Origin of the sequence: Enterobacter sp. 04-C-12-SI-ECC (assembly GCF_047530715.1) — a bacterium.
GTDB lineage: Bacteria > Pseudomonadota > Gammaproteobacteria > Enterobacterales > Enterobacteriaceae > Enterobacter > Enterobacter bugandensis.
This window is the reverse complement of sequence record NZ_JBLKDI010000006.1, coordinates 114692-135020: the sequence shown is the minus strand read 5'-3', so window position 1 is coordinate 135020 and position 20329 is coordinate 114692. Positions and strand designations below refer to the sequence as shown.

Below are 20329 nucleotides of genomic sequence, written 5' to 3'. Positions count from 1 at the left end.
TGTAATTTTTATCACAATAAAGCAATAGTATTGCTAAAATTTATGGTACGGATGCAGGGTTTTGACTAAGTGATTGATATAAAATGACTTTTTACTTTGCGGTGGGTGTTTGCTGATTGTTATATATTAGTCTTGTGATGTATTTCTGGTTGTTTTTTTGCTCGGTTTTTTGTTTGATACTGGTTCATCTTCACCTAAATATATAAGTAATGTAATAATGTTCTATTCGATAAGTTAACGAGGGGCTTACGCCCCTTTTCTTATGGGTTGTCAATTTTTGAATAGCGTAGCAATTCGATGTACTGCTGTAGCTCAACAGGGGAGGCGGCATTCTTGCTGTATGTTTTGAAACTCTCCGTTTCTCCTCTCGAATGTCCCAGAAGAAGGGCTATGCGATCTTCTGGGACGGGGGTTAACTTATCTCGACCAACCCCGCCCCTATCCAGAGTTTGAGCAACGAGATGCCTGATCGAGTGAAACACCTTGTTTTCCTGCCCTGGGAGAATGTCGCGTTTAAGTCGTCCAAAGCGGTTTACATGCCACGAGGAGCGCTTGCCGTCCTCTCTCTTGGTCACACTTGCACGGTAGAATAAAAAACCGTTGTGCGGCTTCTGGCAGCGTTCCAGAACCATTGTTCTAATCGCACTATGAAGTGGAACCAACCGCGCCGCATTGCGTGTCTTACCCTCCGTAACCTCGAAACATAGCACCCCCTCTACTTCACAGATATTGTCTGATTTTAAACTGGCTATTTCATTAATGCGCATCCCGCTATAAGCGGCGATAGTGGTCACATCCCTTAGCTCGTCCTCTCCTAACTTGTTAAACGCGCTAATGAGCTTCGTAATATCCTCTTCCGTGAATGCCTCGTAACTCTGGCGGCTCTGCGCTGTGTTGAGTTTATGCCCCCTGAACACGTTACTTTCCAGCGGTGGGGCGTCCTGGTATCGGGAAGAGGCAAGATCGAAAATGTTTGCCATTGCTGATAGATAGTTAGCCACTGTCTGGACTGCCTTTGTCTCTCTGAGATGATCAAGCCAGCCTGTAACGGTGGTACGGTTGATATCGTTAAGTTCCACATCCTTCTTTCGCAGGTAATTCAGGAATAGTTCTACGGCTTTCCTGGTCTTGCTTAATGTTCCCATTTTCAGGCGATCAGCGTTATGCATAAGGTAGATCTCTAACATCTTAATCAGAGAAGGGCATTGGTAGATAATCGGCGCTGATGCTTTCGGGGCAGCTTTCGCGTACTTAGCCACGCTCTTTAAATAGCTGATCGTGTCCTGCAAGCTGTCCGGTTTTGGCGGCTCTGCAATTTGCCTGATGTGGTGAAATTCATCGGCTATAACATCACGCTTCCTACGAGCCACACGAAGATCGGAAGTTTTCAGACTACGGACGAGAGTTTTTCTTCCACCAAATGCATTACGGAGCCATACAGGAATTGAGATCCTGACGTAATAAACTCCGTAACTATCGGAAATGATGTATTGATCCGGCTTGTATTTCATTTTCCACCCCGTTAAAGTTGAGGGGCGTTTATCATGTGCAGGGTGAATGCCAGATTATCAGCGTGCGTAAAAATCGTTAAATCAGGTAGTTGCGAAGGTCGTAGAAGAAGACCCGAACACAAGATTTATCGCGTGTTACACTCCTATTATCGGCACCAGTTCTCTCAAAAAGTTACGCATCATTAGCTCCCTTCTTATCTGCACGATGGGGCAGATTTGGGAAAGAAACTCCCAAATTTGCATCAATTCTAAGCGCATGCTTGAGCATTCAACTGTTGCGTTTCCTGCTCAGGTTGAAGCAGAGACGGATTTACTGAACGTTATCTTCAACGATTGGGATCCAAATTAGCAGGAAGCAAACATCCGCCAGACTGAATGCGGTAACGGAAAAACAATGATAGAAGTTTTTTCATGCCAGGCGTAGCGCAGCGTTCACAATGCTGAGCGCTTCATGCTTAAGGCCGGTATAGCCCCGAAAGGCTATACCGCCACTCCCTCCTATCGTGCAATTAACGCAAACACGCCCCAGCCAATATATTCCCTTGTGTAAGCCACATGGCGCTTAGGGGCTGCCGTCAGCTCCGTGCGCACCTCCTGTGCAAAACCATCGTCGGGGTTTTGATCCAGCCAGCGGCGCAGGGTCATCCATTTCGCGGCTTCGTATCTGTCCCAGCCTTCCTGATCTGCCAGCACCATTTCGACCAGGTCATAGCCCTGGCGATCGAAAGACGCGACAAGGTCGGGCAGGGTGAGAAAGTCTGCGGTGGAGGAGACGCCGCAAGCCCGAGCCGTCTCCTCCGTTGCGGGAACCTGTCGCCAGTAAGGTTCACCGATGAGCATGATTCCCCCGGGCTTAAGGCTTTGTGCCAGCAGGTCCATTGTCCCGGCGACGCCGCCCGCAATCCACGTGGCGCCTACACAGGCCGCCACGTCGCACTGTTCATCAGCCACGTAGCCTGCCGCGTCGTTATGCACAAAATGGACGCGTTCGCTGACGCCGAGCGCCTCTGCGCGCTGCGTTGCCTGCGCGGTAAAGAGCGGGCTCATGTCGATGCCGGTACCGGTAATCCCGTGATCGCGTGCCCAGGTGCAAAGCATCTCTCCCGAACCGCTGCCGAGATCGAGAAGGCGTGCGCCTGGCTTCATGCGTAACACGCGCCCCAGCGTGGCATACTTTTCTGGCGTGAAGGGGTTATGAATGCGGTGTTCGCTTTCGCTAACAGTAAATATGCGTGGGATATCCATCATCCTCTCCTTAACGATTATCAGGCTGGGCACGGACGTTGTTCAGCCCGGTAGTATTGATACGGTAGGGCTGACCGTTAACGGATTTGATCAGCTTTTTGGTTTTGAGCTTTTTGAAGACGGCGAGCGTGCAGTCGCTGAGTAATAGCCCTTCGCGGCTGTAGCATTCAACGGCGGTGACGCGGCCGGACGTATCGCGGACGTGCACAATACGGCCACCTTTGGCGAGAACGTGTAAGGTACGCTGTTCCTGACGGGATAAATTCATACTGGAAAACCTGTTTAATCATCATGTGCAAAACGTGCAAACACACTGCGGTGTCCGCATTCGATTTCGGCGCATTGATAATCAGTCCGGCCTGAAAAGGTCGGGGAGCTGATTATCGGATGATTACATTCTCCAGCATCAAAGCCTCGGATTGAGTTGAAAGATATTTACGGGGTGAATGATAACACCCGGTCATTGTATGTGTATACCCAGGGTTGAAAAGTGTGATCCCGGTAAGATCACACTGTACCGTTTTTTATATTTTTATCGATTTCAGCCTGTGGCTTTCCGAACAGATAGCCCTGCACGAGATCGCAGCCCAGCGCCTGAAGCCGTTCAAGCTGCGCTTCGGTTTCCACACCTTCTGCAATGACCCGCATATTCAGGCTCTTCGCCATGCCGGTTATCAGTTTAACGATATTAAGCGCGTCGTCTTGGGTGGATATCGGATTCACGAAGGATTTATCAATTTTAATTTTATCAAAATTGAGTTCACTCAGCCTTGATAGCGAGGAATAACCCGTTCCGAAATCATCAATGGAGATTTTTACCCCCAGCGATCTGAGCTTTTTGAGAATAGTGAGCGGCGTGTTGCTGTCACTAAAGAGCGATGACTCCGTAACTTCCAGCTCAAGGCGGCTGGCCGGCAGGCCCGACTCTTTCAGGATGGACTGAACCATTGCAGTAAATGATTTAGTCCCCAGCTGAACAGGGGAAACGTTTACCGAGATTCTGGCCGGTACCGACCAGGAAGCCGCCTCCCGGCAGGCAAGTTCAAGCACATTTTTGCCAATCTCATTGATCATCCCTGTTTTTTCAGCAACAGAAATAAAGTAATCAGGCGACAAAATCCCCTTTACCGGGTGTATCCAGCGAATAAGCGCTTCATAGCCGTAAATTTCATTGCTGAAAGAATCGACAATAGGCTGGTAATAAACAACGAATTCATGGTTGCTGATCGCGAGAGCCATATCATGCTCAAGGGTTCTGCTTTCCTGCAGCTTCTGTAGCATCCACTGACGGAAGACTTTTATCTGCTGTGAGCCCTCTTTTTTAGCTTCGTAGAGGGCCAGATCGGCAAATTTATAGAGATAATCAGAGCGCCGCTCATTATCAGATAAGACGATACCTACACAGGTGGCAATTTTTATCAGCTGGTTATTGATTGTATAGGGCAGACTGATGTGAGCGCTGATCTCTTTGGCGCGCGAAACCGCTGCGTTCTCGGTCAGGCCGCTGGAGAGAAGTGCAAATTCGTCACCGCCCAGGCGGTAAAACGTATCCGTCGCGTTACTCATTGAGGTAAGCCGTCGGGATACCTGATTCAACAGTAAATCGCCGGCGTCATGGCCATAGGTATCGTTGACCTCTTTAAACCGGTCTAAATCAAATAACATTACCGTGACAGGGGTATGGTTTTTATCTGCCTGAAGGGTAATTTTATTGAGATCGTCCCAGAAGAATAGACGGTTTTTCATGCCGGTAAGGGAGTCATGATACACATCATATTCCAGCTTCGAATTCTGTATTTGCAGCGTTTCTTTTGACCGCTGAAGTTCGTCAGCGAGGGTTTTAACCTGCATGTGGGCTTTAAGAATATTTTTATTCTGATAGATCATTAAGAACCCCAGAATAAAGCTTAATATCACCAGAAGTAACGAAAGTACAGAGTAAATATAATATAGAATCTGTATTTTATGGTTAGATTCATTAATCGTGTTAATATCTTTGGTTAATGCGCTTGAAGACAGTTGACTGAGCGGCGCGTCGAGCAGGTGCATATTTGCCAGGTACTTTTTTAAGTCTTCATGGCTCATTTTTTCCAGATTACTGTCCAGATACGCCAGTATTTCTTTCAGGCGTGCAGCGATCTCTTGATGCGTTTTATCGCTCTCAATATAGCGGCCTAAGTCTCCCCCGTTCAGTAACTCGCCCTGGCTGAGCATAATTTCGAGACGCATGCGGGCCTGGTCTATCGTAACGTCATCGGTATCGGTTGCGTATAGACCAAGCCATGATTCAAATCGGTAATACTCTGATACCAGTTGAGCCACGGACCAGGACTCAGTGTAGTGAGTCAGTTTTTGCAGCTCTTGCTGACGATCGTAAACAAGAAATGCAATATATCCCGTCGTGATAAAAAGAGAAAAAATGATACCAACCAGTATCCTGTTCATTATGTTCTCCTGAACTGCTATTCAATCTTCATTTTGCTAACCTGCCATGCTGAACGCGAGTAATAAATTTGATTATTCAACTCAGGAAGACTGTCATAAGGGTATACAATGAATGATGGGCCTTTATCGCGGATACGCATATATTCGCCATTAATCTTTAAGGCAAGAATAGCGTTATATTTCTTAAAATCGCTGAGAGGAATAGCGGTAGCGTAATCGTTAAGGGCAATAACATTAACGACAGAACCCTTTGCTCCAACATAATCCATGAGTTTGTTCATTGGAACCCCCTCAAACTTCGTCCTGCCGGTATACCAGGGAGATGTCGTCTCGAAACTCACCATCCCGAGTTTTTCAAGGCTTGCGAGATCAAACACTGCTTTTCCATCTTCGTTAGTATTTTCTATATTCCCGTAAATCGTCAAAATGGGTTTTCCGGCGGGTTTCGGCAGTTCACCCGCCCAGGCTAAACTCTGAACCAGACAGCACACCAGCATTAGGATTAATCGCATTATGGCCTCCACTTTTGCACAGAAGTATATGAATTATAATTTAGTTATCCTACTAGTTTATGTATTTTGTTGAGACGCTACCGTTTTTGGATATGCGTTGCAGGAAACTGTTTTAAAATCATCGAGTTGAAGTGGTTTGGTGCGAGCGGGTTTGACAGCACTGGGAGTGCTTCTTTTTTTAAGTACGCGACCATTATGTGAATAAAGTCGCTTTCGGCTAAAAAACGATCGTTTTTTATTGACGCGCACGAGGCATCGCCCGGGCAGCGTTGCTAACCATAACGTCGGATGCCCCAGACTGCAGGTTACCGGGACAACGACGCCTGGTTATTTTTCGCCAATTTATATGTCGCGCTAATTGTGCCGTTTAATTATCACACTCCGGCGATTTTCTATTCGAGAGCGGATAAAAAGGCCATTTTTTTATTTAATTTTTCTGGTTGCCGCTTTTCGTCATTCTGGCAAAAACGCTATCCCGGTAGATCCAGGCATGTACTAATGCAGCAGAAATATGTAATAGCACCACGGCAAAAAGGAGTTTTGCCAGAAGGCTATGCGCATCGTGGCACCAGGCGAAAAGGGTTGGGCTTACTGGCAAAATCGGTGGGAGATTAAATCCCTCGAACATGACGACGGGCAAGCCTGCTGCCGACAGCTGCGCCCAGCCCAAAAATGGCATTGCCAGCATGAGCGCATACAGCAGCCAGTGCGACGCTTTAGCCGCAAGCACTTGCCAGAAGGGTAAATCAGCAGGCAGCCGGGGCGTCTTGCTACGAAGTCGGTTCACCAGACGGAGCAGCGCCAGCAGTAATATGGCAATCCCCAGAGGGCGATGCAGGTCGATAAGCGCAATCCGGTGATGAAGCGTCGTCATCATTGCGGTACCAATAAACAGCATGGCAAGAATCATCGCCGCCATTAGCCAGTGTAGTCCTCTTGCCAGGGCGTTGAAATGCTGCGGCGCTTTTCCGTGTTCTTGATTCGGGTTCATTTTACCTCCTGCTTTTCAACAGCTTCGGTGGCTTTGCCGTAACCAATTTCCCGTTCCCGGCGACTAAAGGAGTGTGAATACGCGGCAGAACGGGCGTTTAACACCGGATCGTCAGACACGTTCACACCCGAAGGAACCGTCGAGGGGTCGAAGTTAACGTCGCGGCACGGACCGTCAGCCTGGGCTTCGACGCGCGCCACTTCCAGCGTACCGGCTACGATCTGCCTGCGATCGTTAGGCCACGGCCGGGAAGGGTCATCTACCGGATCGCCCGGCTGGGCGAGTTGCAGAACAAAATCCCAGTAGAGAGGCTTCTGAGCAAGCCTCTGGCTGACGCCCTCGAACATGATGTTGCGATCGGCCTTCTGGCGCTGCTCCTCGCTCAGCGACACAAAAGGATCGTGCGGGCGCATCATCCAGCGTACCGCCTGGCGATTTCCGAGACCGTCCACGAGGTAAAAGGCGTTAATGCTGTAGAACGTTGCGCCGGCAAAGCTCCCGGGGGCGGGCTTTTGTGCCGCCCATTTGAGGTATTTCTCTGCTTCCGGATAGGCTTTTAAGAATGCCGCGAGGCGCTGTGGATCCGGCTTGCCGGTGGCCGGGTCTGGCGCGGTTGCCTGGTGCAGCGCCAGAAATCCTTCAGGGTCCCGGGTCGCAAAGAAGGGTTCGTTGTTCATCGCCATACGCCACTGCTGGTTATCGTCTGTTCTGAACATCAGGGCCATGCTCAGGGTTTTCGTTGAGCTATCCGCCGCGTGGGGGTCGCCAGTGCCGATGGAAAACCGTCCGACAACAGGGGTGTGCTGCTGGGAAAAGAGGCGCGCGGTTGACAAAGACGTTGCTGAACCGGCTGGAATGAAGTTTCCCGTAAAACACATTCCTTTGCCATGTGCCCGGCGAAATCCGGGAGGAAACGGCGTTGGTGTTTCCGAGACTAATGCCTGACTGGTGGTGCGAGAACCGATCCAACCCGCCGTCCACGCAAATGCGGATGCTATCGCGCCCACGATCGCGGCGATGATGGCCAGCGCTCCCCAGGATTTTTTGTATCGTAAATCCACATTAGACATAGACGTTTTTCCAGTGTGAAAGAATAATGCCTGACACGCGCACGAACATCTGCGAGCCACGCATTAATACAGGGATAAAGTTGAGGCGATTATTTTTTATAATCGCGGTAATATGCCAGAGGATATTTTTATGATGAGGCGATTATAGACGCGCTAAAGAATAATAGACTGAAAAGCCACTATTTTATAACGTGCGTTTTACGCTCTGAGAAGAGTATATAAGGTAAACTTTATTAAAAAAGAATATCACGAAAAGTTTATAATTTTTGATGCCAGATATTTTCGCGTTCGCCACCCGGCGGGCGTTCTAGCCCGCCTCCAGCATCCCAAAACTCACAATTCGCGAGCGTCCCAGCTCTTTCGCCCGGTACAGTGCCACGTCCGCGGCGCGCAGCAGGTTGTCACTTTGAGCATGCTCTGGATAGCTGGCGATACCAATCGACACATCCACCGGCCCAATCTCGGTCAGCCCGTAGCGAAGCGATAGTGCATGCACGCCGTTGTAAATCTTCTGCGCGCAGGCGTGCGCTTCTGCTTCACCGGCCCCGGGAAGCAGAACCAGAAACTCCTCGCCCCCATAGCGGAATGCCAGCCCGCCGTCGTGCGCGGCCCGCTGAACAATCGTCGCCACGTTTTTGATTACCTGATCGCCGGCCTCGTGACCAAAGCGGTCGTTAATGCTTTTAAAGTGATCGATGTCGATCATCATGCAGCTTAACGGCTCGCCGTTGCGCATGGCCTGCGTCATTTGCGTGTGCAGGGTGTCTTCCAGATGATGACGATTACGCAGGCCGGTAAGCGGGTCAAACAAGGCTTTTTCCAGCAGCGCGTCGCGCAGGCGCTGATTCGCCAGCGCCAGTCCGAGCGCCTCGGCCATCAGTTCCAGATACGCGCGTGCAGGAGCATTTTCCGGGGTGATGTTCTGGAACGAGAGCAACCCAATGGCCTCGCCCTGGGCGATAAGCGGTACGCACAGCGCGCTTTCCGCCTGTGATTCCGGGAGATGATAGCAGGCGACATCCGGTTCACCGTTAACCGGCGGGTGGCTCTGACCGCGACGCACGGCCCAGCACGCATCGGGGTGGAATGTGGCCTTATCATCTGCCGGTGAAAGCCACTGGGCGACGCAGCGCATTTGCCACGGATCGCGGTCAAAAACGTAGAGCCGGCCCGCTATCCCCGGCGCGATATTGGGCGAAAACAGCTCCGCCACGTTAATCACGTCGTCAAAGTTTTCACACCCCTGCAGCCGCTGGGTCATGCGCGCCAGCAGCTCGCGGATGGCCCAGTCGGCGTCGCGCTCTTTTTCCAGACGCTGTCGCGCAAGGCCGTTTTCACGAAAGATGCGGATGGCCTGGGCCATATCGCCAATCTCATCAATCTGGTTAAAGTTGGGCGTTTCAACGGCGAAGTCCTGAGAGGCCAGACGGTGAACCACGTCGCTCAGGCGTACCACCGGGCGCAGCACGCGGCGTTTTAATATAAAGCCGAGCACAAACAAGAACAGCAGGGCGGTCAGGCCAACCATCACTTCAGAAGCCGTGCGCAGCGCTTTCGATTTTTTCGTCGCCTCCCGTACGGAGGCGATGACACGTTTGTCGAGTATCTGGCGAAAGCGATCGATCTGTGTTTGTGCGCGCTCAAGCTCCTGCTCGTAGGGCATGCCATAGAGCAGGGCAACGGCCTGCGCATCTTCACCCCGGGCCACGCTCGTCAGTGCCGCCTGCTGCTCATCCTGCAGTGCATCAATGATTTTTAAACCATCATGCAGCAGGGCCAGCTCGTCATCTGAAGCGCCGGTGTCCTGCAGTTTGTCCAGCTTCAGCTCGATGCTCTTCAGTTTTTTCTCTGACGCATTGTACTCATCCAGGATTTGCGGATTTTTTTTGATGACATACAGGCGCGCTAAATCGGACTGTATCCAGGCGTCGGTTTCAATATTTTCTGTAAGCTCATCAAAATGTTGACGTAGTTCAATGGCCTGACGTTCGGCGGTGTCAGCTCCGGAGGCCATCAGCATGATAATGCCGGAGGCGATAGTCAGGCAGACCGTGGCACCGTAGGCCCAGTTGGTTATTGTCGCGATTCGCACCTGGAGATCCTTTTACCGCATAAAGAGGATGGCGTTCTTCAAATTATAGAAAACGTTTGATTTAAGGCGAAAAAAAAGGCGGCACAGCGCCGCCTGATGTGGTCGTTATCGTCACGTCCCTACAAATCTGGAGAGTTTTTTCCCTCTTCGATGAACTCGGCGTCCAGCTCTTCGGCATTGCCCGCGTGATCGCGGCCGGAGAAGAGGTTCCAGCAGGCGATAAACAGCGCGGCGATGAGCGGCCCAATCACAAAGCCGTTAATGCCGTACAGCTCCATGCCGCCGAGGGTGGAGATCAGAATCAGGTAGTCCGGCATTTTGGTGTCTTTCCCCACCAGCAGCGGGCGCAGAATATTGTCCACCAGCCCGACGATAATCACGAAGAAGCCAACAATAAACAGCCCCTGCCAGAGCTGGTGCGTGGCGAACAGGTAAATGGCGGCTGGCACCCAGACAATCGCCGAGCCGACGGCGGGGACCAGCGAGAGGAACGCCATCAGCGCGCCCCAGAGCACGCTGCCGTCGATGCCCACGATGGCAAACGCGATCCCGCCGAGCGTGCCCTGAACGACGGCCACCACTGCCGTCCCTTTCACCGTCGCCCGGGAGACGCCGACGAACTTGGCGAACAGGTGCTGTTTAACAAAATCAGACAGCGGCAGGGAGTCGAGGATCTGGCGTACCAGATACGGTCCATCCTTCAGCAGGAAGAACAGCAGATAAAGCATGATGCCGAAGCTAATCGCAAAGCCAAACGTGCCTTTGCCAATCAGGAACGCGCTGCCCGCCAGATACTGCCCGCCCTGCAGCGCGACGTCGGAGAGTTTTTTCTGGATCTGCGCCGCGTTGGTCAGATTGTGATCCGCCAGGAAGCCGCTGGCCCAGTCCGGCAAATGGTTGAAGATGCTCGCCACCACCTCCGGGAATTGGGTGTTGTTCTCCTGAAGCTTCGTGTAAACCACGTTCAGCTCAATGGCGAGCGAGGAGAGGATCACCATCAGCGGGATAAAGACGATCAGGCAGATAATGCCGATGGTCAACAGCGAGGCAAGCCCGTTGCGCTCCCCCAGCGCGGTGCGCAGCTTGTTTTTTACCGGGTTGAAGATGACGGTCAGAATGGCGGCCCACAGTATCGCGGAGAAGTAGGGCGACAGCACGTCAAAGAAGGCCCAGGTCACAAGGGCGAGAATGAAAATAAAGAAACCTTTAGTCAGTCCGTTAAAGCGCATCAGTCAGTCCTGGTTACTAAGAAACTGTGACGACTATAGAACCGATTGCGAGAATTACCAACCCGGCGGCCAGTTCAGCAATATCGCAGTATGAATTTGCGCTTCACGGATAGCACTTTCGACTGACCGAAGATCGCACGCTCCCGCACCATGCTGTTAGTACCTGCTTGCGGAGGTGCTTATGGCCTGGCGTCCCATTCTTTATGTCATCCTCACAACCCACCCCAGACTCAGCGCGCGGCGCGCCCGTTTGCGTCTGGTCATCTAGCTTTTTATTAACAATCGCGGTATAACACCTTCTTTGGATGTTTAGATGTCCATACGTATAGAAGGTAATATGCAAACACAACAAGAAAATGGACAGCTTAAGCGCACCATGAAAACACGCCACCTGATTATGCTCTCGCTGGGCGGCGTGATTGGGACAGGGTTATTCTTCAATACCGGATACATTATTTCCACCACCGGTGCGGCGGGCACGCTGCTGGCGTACCTGATCGGCGCGCTGGTGGTCTGGCTGGTGATGCAGTGTCTGGGCGAGCTCTCCGTGGCGATGCCGGAAACCGGCGCGTTCCACGTCTATGCCGCCCGATATCTCGGCCCGGCGACGGGCTATACCGTGGCGTGGCTCTACTGGCTCACCTGGACGGTGGCGCTCGGCTCGAGCTTTACCGCCGCCGGGTTCTGCATGCAGTACTGGTTTCCGCAGGTGCCCGTCTGGGCGTGGTGCGTAGTCTTTTGCGTGGTGATTTTCGGCCTTAACGTCATCTCCACGCGTTTCTTTGCCGAAGGGGAATTCTGGTTCTCGCTGGTGAAGGTCATCACCATCATCGCCTTTATCATCCTCGGCGGGGCGGCCGTCTTTGGTTTCATTCCGATGCAGGACGGTTCACCCGCGCCGGGCTTAAGCAACATCACCGCCGAGGGCTGGTTCCCGCACGGCGGTCTGCCGATCCTGATGACCATGGTGGCGGTGAACTTTGCCTTCTCGGGGACCGAGCTTATCGGCATCGCGGCGGGTGAAACGGAAAATCCGCACAAGGTCATTCCGGTGGCTATTCGCACCACCATCGCGCGGCTGATCATCTTCTTTATCGGCACCGTGTTTGTGCTGGCGGCGCTGATCCCGATGCAGCAGGCGGGCGTGGAAAAAAGCCCGTTCGTGCTGGTGTTTGAAAAGGTCGGTATTCCTTATGCCGCTGATATTTTTAACTTCGTGATCCTGACGGCGATCCTCTCGGCGGCGAACTCTGGCTTATATGCGTCCGGGCGCATGCTGTGGTCGCTCTCGAATGAGAAAACGCTCCCGCGCTGCTTTGCCCGCGTGAACAAAAACGGCGTGCCGCTGACGGCGCTCTCGGTTTCCATGCTCGGCGGCGTGCTGGCGCTATTCTCAAGCGTGGTGGCCCCGGACACGGTGTTTGTCGCACTCTCGGCCATTTCTGGCTTTGCGGTGGTGGCGGTGTGGATCAGCATCTGCGCGTCGCACTTCGTTTTCCGTCGCCGTCATCTGCAGTCCGGCCAGCCGCTCTCTGCGCTGCAGTACCGCGCGCCGTGGTATCCGCTGGTGCCGGTGCTCGGTTTTATCCTCTGCGTGGTGGCCTGCGTCGGCCTGTGGTTTGACCCCAGCCAGCGCATTGCCCTTTATTGCGGGCTTCCGTTCGTCGCCCTGTGTTATGGTGCCTACTACCTGACCCGAAATATGACATCGCAGGAGCCTGAACATGTCGCAGAATAATCCGCTTTCCGCCATCCTTGAAAAACAGCCGTTTGTGGTGCTGGATGGCGCAATGGCAACGGAGCTGGAAGCGCGCGGCTGTAACCTTGCTGACAGCCTCTGGTCGGCCAAAGTGCTGGTGGAAAACCCGGATCTTATCCGTGAAGTGCATCTTGATTACTACCGCGCGGGCGCGCAGGTGGCGATCACCGCCAGCTACCAGGCCACGCCTGCGGGCTTTGCGGCACGCGGTCTGGATGAGGCGCAGTCCCGCGCGCTGATTGGCAAAAGCGTGGAGCTGGCGCGTAAGGCGCGCGAAGCGTACCTGGCCGAAAACCCGCACGCGGGCACGCTGCTGGTAGCGGGCTCCGTTGGGCCGTACGGCGCGTATCTGGCGGATGGCTCAGAGTATCGCGGCGACTACGTGCGCAGTGCCGAAGAATTCACAGAATTCCATCGCCCGCGCGTGGAAGCGCTGCTGGACGCGGGTGCAGACCTGCTGGCCTGCGAAACGCTGCCGTCGTTCACGGAAATAAAGGCGCTGGCCGCGTTGCTGACGGCGTATCCCCGCGCGCGGGCGTGGTTCTCCTTCACCCTGCGCGACAGCGAGCACCTGAGCGACGGCACGCCGCTGCGGGAGGTGGTTTCTTCTCTGCAGGACTATCCGCAGGTCGTCGCGCTGGGCATCAACTGTATCGCGCTGGAAAACACCACGGCGGCGCTGAAGCAGTTGCAAAGCCTGACGCCGCTGCCCCTGGTGGTCTACCCGAACTCGGGCGAGCATTATGATGCGGTAACCAAAACCTGGCACCACCACGGCGAAGCGTGCGAGACGCTGGCGGGGTATCTGCCGCAGTGGCTGGCGGCGGGAGCGAAGTTAATCGGCGGATGCTGTCGCACCACGCCGAAGGATATTGCAGAGCTGAACGCGCAGCGCTGAGTTTGTGCCGGGTAGGGCGCAGGCGCCACCCGGCACAAACCAACCGCACAAAATCAACTATCCTTTCCCGCTTTTTATCTAAAAACGAATCGTTATGAGCGATTCATTTTTATTCCTTTATCAAAATTCCCGCGTTGGAAATACTGCCCTCATAACAACAAGGGGAGCAGGCACTATGGCAATTTCATCGCGAATCACACTTCTCGGCGCGCTGGCGCTGTGGGCATTTCAGGCGCAGGCGGTGGACGTTACCGTCGCGTATCAAACGTCGGCTGAGCCGGCGAAGGTTTCGCAGGCGGATAATACCTTTGCGAAAGAGAGCGGCGCGAAAGTCGACTGGCGCAAGTTCGACAGCGGCGCGTCCGTCGTGCGTGCGTTAGCGTCCGGCGACGTGCAGATTGGCAATATCGGCTCCAGCCCGCTGGCGGTCGCGGCCAGTCAGCAGGTGCCGATTGAGGTTTTCCTCCTCGCCTCGCAGCTCGGTAATTCCGAAGCGCTGGTGGTGAAGAAAAACATCACCAAACCGGAAGACCTGATCGGCAAACGCATCGCCGTGCCGTTTATCTCCACCACCCACTACAGCCTGCTGGCAGCGCTCAAACACTGGGGCATCAAGCCGGGTCAGGTCCAAATTATCAACCTCCAGCCGCCGGCGATTATCGCCGCCTGGCAGCGCGGGGATATTGACGGGGCCTACGTGTGGGCACCGGCAGTAAACGAACTGGAAAAAGATGGCACCGTGCTGACCGACTCCGAAAAAGTGGGCCAGTGGGGCGCGCCAACCCTCGACGTATGGGTGGTGCGTAAAGACTTTGCCGAGAAACATCCTGAGGTGGTGAAAGCCTTCGCGAAAAGCGCGATTGACGCCCAGCAGCCGTACATCAGCAACCCGGATGAGTGGCTGAAGCAGCCCGCCAATCTGGAAAAACTCTCCCGCCTGAGCGGCGTGCCGGAAGCGGACGTGCCGGGGCTGGTGAGGGGCAATACCTATCTGACCCCCGCGCAGCAGGTGCAGCAGCTAAACGGGCCGGTGGGCAAAGCGATTGTAGATACCGCCACCTTCCTGAAAGAGCAGGGCAAAGTGCCTGCGGTCGCGGCGGATTACAGCCAGTACGTCACCGACCGCTTTGTGAAATAAGGAGTCCGCCATGCTGAACATTACGAACCTGTATGCCGATTACGGTGGTAAACCCGCGCTGGAGGACATCAACCTGACGCTGGGCAGCGGTGAACTGCTGGTGGTGCTCGGCCCGTCCGGCTGCGGAAAAACCACGCTGCTGAATCTGATCGCCGGGTTTGTACCGTATCAGCACGGCACCATTCAGCTGGAAGGGAAAAAGGTGGATGGCCCTGGCGCCGAGCGCGGCGTGGTCTTTCAGAACGAAGGATTGCTTCCGTGGCGCAACGTGCAGGAGAACGTGGCGTTTGGGCTACAGCTTGCGGGTGTGAACCGTGAACAGCGGCTGGCAACCGCGCGGGCGATGCTGAAAAAAGTGGGGCTGGAAGGGGCGGAAAAACGCTTTATCTGGCAGCTTTCCGGCGGCCAGCGTCAGCGCGTCGGGATCGCCCGCGCGCTGGCGGCGAATCCGCAGCTGTTGCTGCTGGACGAGCCGTTCGGGGCGCTGGACGCCTTTACCCGCGAGCAGATGCAAACCCTGCTGCTGCGCCTGTGGCATGAGACGGGCAAGCAGGTGCTGTTGATTACTCACGATATCGAAGAGGCGGTGTTTATGGCGACCGAGCTGGTGCTGCTCTCGCCGGGGCCGGGGCGCGTGCTGGAGCGGCTGCCGCTTGAATTTGCCCGCCGCTACGTCGCCGGGGAGCCGGTGCGCAGCATCAAATCCGATCCGCGGTTTATTGAGCAGCGTGAATACGTCTTAAGCCGCGTGTTCGAACAGCGGGAGGCCTTCTCATGAGCATCGTCTTTAGTGAAAAAACGCGCCGCACGCGTCTGGCGCTGCGCTGGCCTTTCTCACGTCAAATTACGCTGAGCGTCGGTACGCTGCTGGTGCTGCTGGCAGCGTGGTGGGCGGTTGCGGCCCAGCAGTGGGTCAGCCCGCTGTTTCTGCCGCCGCCGGGACAGGTGCTGGCGAAACTCATCTCCATCGCCGGGCCGCAGGGCTTTATGGACGCTACGCTCTGGCAGCATCTCGGCGCAAGCCTGACGCGCATTCTGGTGGCGCTGCTGGCGGCGGTGGTTATCGGTATCCCGGTCGGGATCGCGATGGGCCTAAGCCCGACGGTGCGCGGCATCCTTGACCCGCTGATTGAGCTTTACCGCCCGGTGCCGCCGCTGGCCTATTTGCCGCTGATGGTAATCTGGTTCGGTATCGGCGAAACGTCGAAAATTCTGCTGATTTATCTGGCGATTTTCGCGCCGGTTGCCATGTCGGCGCTGGCGGGCGTGAAGAGTGCCCAGCAGGTGCGGATCCGTGCGGCGCAGTCGCTGGGGGCCAGCCGTACGCAGGTGCTGCTGTTTGTGATTCTACCCGGCGCGCTGCCGGAGATTTTAACCGGACTGCGCATCGGCCTCGGCGTGGGCTGGTCCACGCTGGTGGCGGCAGAGCTGATCGCCGCCACGCGAGGATTAGGGTTTATGGTGCAGTCGGCGGGAGAGTTCCTGGCGACTGACGTGGTGCTGGCAGGGATCGCGGTGATTGCCGCGATCGCCTTCGGATTAGAACTGGGGCTGCGCGCGCTACAGCGCCGCCTGACGCCCTGGCATGGAGAAATACAATGAGTGAACGACTGACCATCACCCCGCTGGGGCCGTACATTGGTGCACAGGTGTTGGGCCTGGATGTGTCCCGCCCGCTGAGCGATAACCAGTTTGAGCAGCTGTACCACGCGGTGCTGCGCCATCAGGTGGTGTTCCTTCGCGAGCAGGCGATCACCCCGCAGCAGCAGCGCGCGCTGGCGTTGCGTTTTGGCGACCTGCATATTCACCCGGTCTATCCGCATGCGGAAGGGGTGGAGGAGATTATCGTTCTGGATACCCACAACGATAACCCGCCGGACAACGACAACTGGCACACGGACGTCACCTTTATCGAAACGCCGCCCGCCGGGGCAATTCTGGCAGCAAAATTACTGCCAGAGACCGGCGGCGATACGCTGTGGGCGAGCGGGATTGCGGCGTTTGAGGCGCTCTCTGCGCCGTTCCGGGCACTGCTGAGCGGCCTGCGGGCGGAGCACGACTTCAAAAAATCGTTCCCGGAATATAAGTACCGTAAAAGCGAAGAGGAGCATCAGCGCTGGCTGGAAGCGGTGGCGAAGCATCCGCCGCTGCTGCACCCGGTGGTGCGCACCCATCCGGTCACGGGCAAGCAGGCGCTGTTCGTGAACGAAGGATTCACGACGCGCATTGTGGACGTGACGGAAAAAGAGAGCGACGCGCTGTTAGGTTTCCTGTTCGCACATATCACTAAACCGGAGTTTCAGGTGCGCTGGCGCTGGCAGGAGAACGACCTGGCGATCTGGGATAACCGCGTGACGCAGCACTACGCCAACGCGGACTATCTGCCGCAGCGAAGGATTATGCAGCGGGCGACGATTTTGGGGGATAAGCCGTTTTACCGCCCCTGATCCTGGAGTACCCGTAGGCCGGGTAAGCGCAGCGCCACCCGGCGAAAACGGTGCACAATTGCCGGCCAATTATAGGTGCGCCTCAATATACCGCTGATAGCGGTTCGCCTTCAGGTAGCACAAATCCACCAGCACCAGACCGTCTACGCAATTGTTGAACGCCGGGTCGCTGCCAAAATCAATAAACTGCACGCCGCCGGGCTCGCATAGCTCGGAATACTGTTTATACAGCGGCGGTATGCCGCAGCCCAGATTGCCGAGCAGGGATTTCAGCTTCGTCAGATCGTCCACGTAATCCACGCCGCCAAACTGTGCCAGTACGTCCGGTAACGACGCCGGATACGGCTGACGTGACGCGGCTAGCGGATGCGTCGCGGGGAACCACAGGCGGTAAAAGGCGACCAGCAGATCCCGTGCCGCAGGCGGTAAGCCGCCGGAGATGGAGACGGGGCCAAACAGGTAGCGATAATGTGGGTAACGCGCCAGGTAAGCCCCGATGCCGGACCATAAATAGTCCAGACCGCGACGCCCCCAGTAGCGCGGCTGAATAAAGCTGCGCCCGAGCTCAATGCCGTGCTCAAGCACGTCCTGCATTTTGTCGTCGTAGTGGAACAGGCTGTAGCTGTACAGACCTTCAACGCCGCGCTTTTCGATCTGCATGGCCGTCGGCATAAAGCGATACGCCCCGACGATCTCCAGATCCTCTTCATCCCAGAGGATCAGGTGCAGATAATCGTCATCGTAGCTGTCGGTGTCCCGGCGTTTACCGCTCCCTTCCTCCACCGCGCGAAACGCAATCTCGCGCAGGCGGCCCAGTTCGCGCAGAAGAGGCGCCTCTTCCTGCCCGTTGCGCTGCCACAGGTAGATGGTTTTACCGTCGCTGGTTTTACCCAGACACTCCGCCTGCGCCAGCTCGCGTTTCAGGGTGGCCCTGTCTTCCGGACGGGCAATGGCGCACTGGGTTTTGAAGACGCCAGGCAATCCCTTGCCAAGACGCATCACGTGCTGACGGCACTGCTCGGCCATCTCACGTGACGAAAGCGTGGCGCTATGCCAGTGATGCCAGGCGATTTGCTGGCCGATTTTAATCGGCAGCTGGCTGTGGCGGCGGCGGAACATCTGTTGCATTAGCAGCAGCATCGACAATGTCGGCGACACCAGCGTGCTGGCATAAAAGAGCAGGCTGTTATGCGCCTGAATATGCACCGGCAGCAGCGGGGCGCGCAGCTTGCTGGCGAGTTTGATAAAGCCGGAGTGCCATTTTTTATCGCGAATGCCTTTGCGCGTGGGGCGTGAAACTTCACCCGCCGGGAAGAAGATCAGCACGCCCGCGTTTTGCAGATGCTGCTCCATCTGAACCAGAGACGATTTCGCCGTCCTGCCGCCCATATTGTCCACCGGAATAAACAGCGAACTGAGAGGCTCAAGGTGGGTCAGCATCCGGTTGGTCACGACTTTAACGTCGCGCCGCACGCGAGAGACGGCGTACATCAGCGCCAGCCCGTCCAGCGTGCCTGTCGGGTGGTTAGCAATAATAACCAGTGGGCCATGTTCGGGGATTTGTTCGAGATCGCGGGCGGAAACGGTGCAGAGAATATCAAGGTGCTCCAGAACTTGCTCCACCATATCCAGTCCTTTCAGGTGGCGGTGAGCGGCGGCAAACTGCTGGAATTCTTCTTCGTAAAACAGCCTTTTTAACAGACTTTTTTGCCAGGGTGCAGGCCTCGCCTGAGGCCAAAGATCGTCGAGAACGCTATCGAGGCTAAACATGATTACTCCTCCTGCCGTCTTGCGAAGACAGTAGAAGGAGCAGATGTCGGTTGTATTGCAGTTTGGTGAAGATTAGCGGAGGATTTTTTTCTCGGCCAGATCCAGCGCGAAGTAGCTGAAGATCAGATCCGCGCCCGCGCGTTTGATCGCGCCCAGGCTTTCGAGGATCACTTTCTCTTCGTCGATGGCACCGGCCAGCGCGGCGAATTTGATCATCGCGTATTCACCACTCACCTGGTATGCCCCCAGCGGCAGTTCGGTGCGCTCGCGAATGTCGCGCAGAATATCGAGATAGGCGCCAGCCGGTTTCACCATCAGGCAGTCTGCGCCCTGGGCTTCATCAAGCAGGGATTCACGAATCGCTTCCCGGCGGTTCAGCGGGTTCATCTGGTAGGTCTTACGATCGCCCTTCAGCGCCGTACCCGCCGCTTCACGGAACGGGCCGTAGAAGGAGGAGGCAAACTTGGTGGAGTAGGACATGATGGCGGTGTCGGTAAAGCCTGCCGCGTCCAGCGCCTGACGGATAGCCTGAACCTGTCCGTCCATCGCCGCAGACGGCGCGATGAAGTCCGCACCCGCAGCGGCAGCCACGACCGCCTGCTTGCCGAGGTTCAGCAGGGTGGCATCGTTGTCCACGCCGTGATCGCACAGCACGCCGCAGTGCCCGTGGGAGGTGTATTCGCAGAAGCAGGTGTCGGACATGACCACCATTTCTGGCACGGTATCTTTGCAGATGCGGGACATGCGGGCCACGAGGCCATCTTCTTTCCATGCATCGCTGCCGGTGGCGTCGGTATGGTGGGAGATGCCGAAGGTCATCACCGAGCGGATCCCCGCGTTGGCAATGCGTTCAATCTCGCGGGCCAGGTATTTTTCAGGAATGCGCATCACGCCCGGCATGGCTTCGATGGCTTTGTAGTCATCAATCTCTTCTTCAACAAAAATCGGCAACACCAGATCGTTTAAGCTCAGTGTTGTCTCTTCAAACATAGCGCGCAGTGCGGGTGACTTACGCAGGCGGCGGGGACGTGCAATTAAATCGGTCATGGTATGCCTGATGTTTGTGGAACAAAGAAGGTTAGTGTACCTCAAAGTGAAGTGAGGTGTTTTACTAAAGTGGGCATTTTGATACCGATTAATGCGGCCTGTCTATGATTGCCACTGAATTATATATAATTAACTAATCCTGCGGAATGTCGGTTCGAATTATTGATGTTAATTC

Annotated in this window: 17 protein-coding genes; 6 read left to right on the top strand and 11 right to left on the bottom strand. The window is 55.1% G+C overall.

What is annotated here, in order from left to right; genetic code table 11:
- Positions 1-260: 260 nt before the first annotated feature.
- The 9 genes from ACMWL8_RS11300 to ACMWL8_RS11260 all read right to left on the bottom strand — a co-directional run bounded on the left by ACMWL8_RS11300 (position 261) and on the right by ACMWL8_RS11260 (position 11095).
- Entirely contained in the window at positions 261-1511 is a 1251-nt protein-coding gene (locus tag ACMWL8_RS11300; protein WP_045259863.1) for a DUF6538 domain-containing protein, read from the bottom strand.
- Positions 1512-2009: 498 nt separating this feature from the next.
- Positions 2010-2756: an SAM-dependent methyltransferase gene (locus ACMWL8_RS11295; protein WP_045259864.1), complete on the bottom strand. Its 747-nt coding sequence runs from the start codon at positions 2754-2756 to the stop codon at positions 2010-2012.
- Between the two features lie 10 nt (positions 2757-2766).
- Complete coding sequence (locus tag ACMWL8_RS11290) at positions 2767-3024, bottom strand: YjhX family toxin (protein ID WP_028012097.1); 258 nt, start codon at positions 3022-3024, stop codon at positions 2767-2769.
- A 239-nt stretch (positions 3025-3263) separates the two neighbouring features.
- On the bottom strand, positions 3264-5201 hold the full coding sequence (locus ACMWL8_RS11285; RefSeq protein WP_045259865.1) for a putative bifunctional diguanylate cyclase/phosphodiesterase: 1938 nt from the start codon (positions 5199-5201) through the stop codon (positions 3264-3266).
- A gap of 17 nt (positions 5202-5218) precedes the next feature.
- A complete protein-coding gene (locus ACMWL8_RS11280; RefSeq protein ID WP_028012099.1) occupies positions 5219-5713 on the bottom strand; it encodes a molybdopterin-dependent oxidoreductase in 495 nt (164 codons plus the stop codon).
- Positions 5714-6140: 427 nt separating this feature from the next.
- Positions 6141-6704: a cytochrome b gene (locus tag ACMWL8_RS11275; RefSeq protein WP_045259866.1), complete on the bottom strand. Its 564-nt coding sequence runs from the start codon at positions 6702-6704 to the stop codon at positions 6141-6143.
- Entirely contained in the window at positions 6701-7774 is a 1074-nt protein-coding gene (locus ACMWL8_RS11270) for a catalase family peroxidase (protein WP_045259867.1), read from the bottom strand. The genes ACMWL8_RS11275 and ACMWL8_RS11270 overlap by 4 nt, the downstream gene beginning before the upstream one ends.
- 307 nt (positions 7775-8081) lie before the next feature.
- Entirely contained in the window at positions 8082-9866 is a 1785-nt protein-coding gene (locus tag ACMWL8_RS11265; protein WP_045259868.1) for a diguanylate cyclase, read from the bottom strand.
- A 119-nt stretch (positions 9867-9985) separates the two neighbouring features.
- Complete coding sequence (locus ACMWL8_RS11260) at positions 9986-11095, bottom strand: AI-2E family transporter (RefSeq protein WP_045259869.1); 1110 nt, start codon at positions 11093-11095, stop codon at positions 9986-9988.
- 337 nt (positions 11096-11432) lie between these two features.
- Between ACMWL8_RS11260 and mmuP the strand changes: the two genes are divergently transcribed.
- From mmuP to tauD, 6 genes are all read left to right on the top strand, one after another.
- On the top strand, positions 11433-12833 hold the full coding sequence (gene mmuP, locus ACMWL8_RS11255; protein ID WP_001194698.1) for an S-methylmethionine permease: 1401 nt from the start codon (positions 11433-11435) through the stop codon (positions 12831-12833).
- Positions 12820-13752 (top strand): homocysteine S-methyltransferase, encoded by a 933-nt coding sequence (gene mmuM, locus ACMWL8_RS11250; RefSeq protein WP_045259870.1) that lies wholly within the window; start codon positions 12820-12822, stop codon positions 13750-13752. The genes mmuP and mmuM overlap by 14 nt, the downstream gene beginning before the upstream one ends.
- A 175-nt stretch (positions 13753-13927) precedes the next feature.
- Positions 13928-14890 carry a taurine ABC transporter substrate-binding protein gene (gene tauA / locus ACMWL8_RS11245; RefSeq protein WP_045259871.1) on the top strand — a complete coding sequence of 321 codons (963 nt, stop codon included), beginning with the start codon at positions 13928-13930 and terminating at the stop codon, positions 14888-14890.
- Positions 14891-14900: 10 nt separating this feature from the next.
- The gene (tauB, locus tag ACMWL8_RS11240; RefSeq protein WP_045259872.1) at positions 14901-15668 is read left to right on the top strand and encodes a taurine ABC transporter ATP-binding subunit; all 768 of its coding nucleotides are present in this window, start codon (positions 14901-14903) and stop codon (positions 15666-15668) included.
- Positions 15665-16492, top strand: a complete 828-nt coding sequence (tauC, locus tag ACMWL8_RS11235; RefSeq protein WP_041911117.1) for a taurine ABC transporter permease TauC — start codon at positions 15665-15667, stop codon at positions 16490-16492. Before tauB ends, tauC begins: the two co-directional genes overlap by 4 nt.
- A complete protein-coding gene (gene tauD / locus ACMWL8_RS11230) occupies positions 16489-17337 on the top strand; it encodes a taurine dioxygenase (protein WP_045259873.1) in 849 nt (282 codons plus the stop codon). Before tauC ends, tauD begins: the two co-directional genes overlap by 4 nt.
- Positions 17338-17406: 69 nt before the next feature.
- Here tauD and ACMWL8_RS11225 read toward each other — a convergent pair whose 3' ends face one another.
- Together ACMWL8_RS11225 and hemB are read right to left on the bottom strand one after the other, a co-directional pair.
- Entirely contained in the window at positions 17407-19107 is a 1701-nt protein-coding gene (locus tag ACMWL8_RS11225; protein ID WP_045259874.1) for a lysophospholipid acyltransferase family protein, read from the bottom strand.
- Between the two features lie 72 nt (positions 19108-19179).
- Positions 19180-20154, bottom strand: a complete 975-nt coding sequence (gene hemB / locus ACMWL8_RS11220) for a porphobilinogen synthase (protein ID WP_045259875.1) — start codon at positions 20152-20154, stop codon at positions 19180-19182.
- Between the last annotated feature and the right edge of the window lie 175 nt (positions 20155-20329).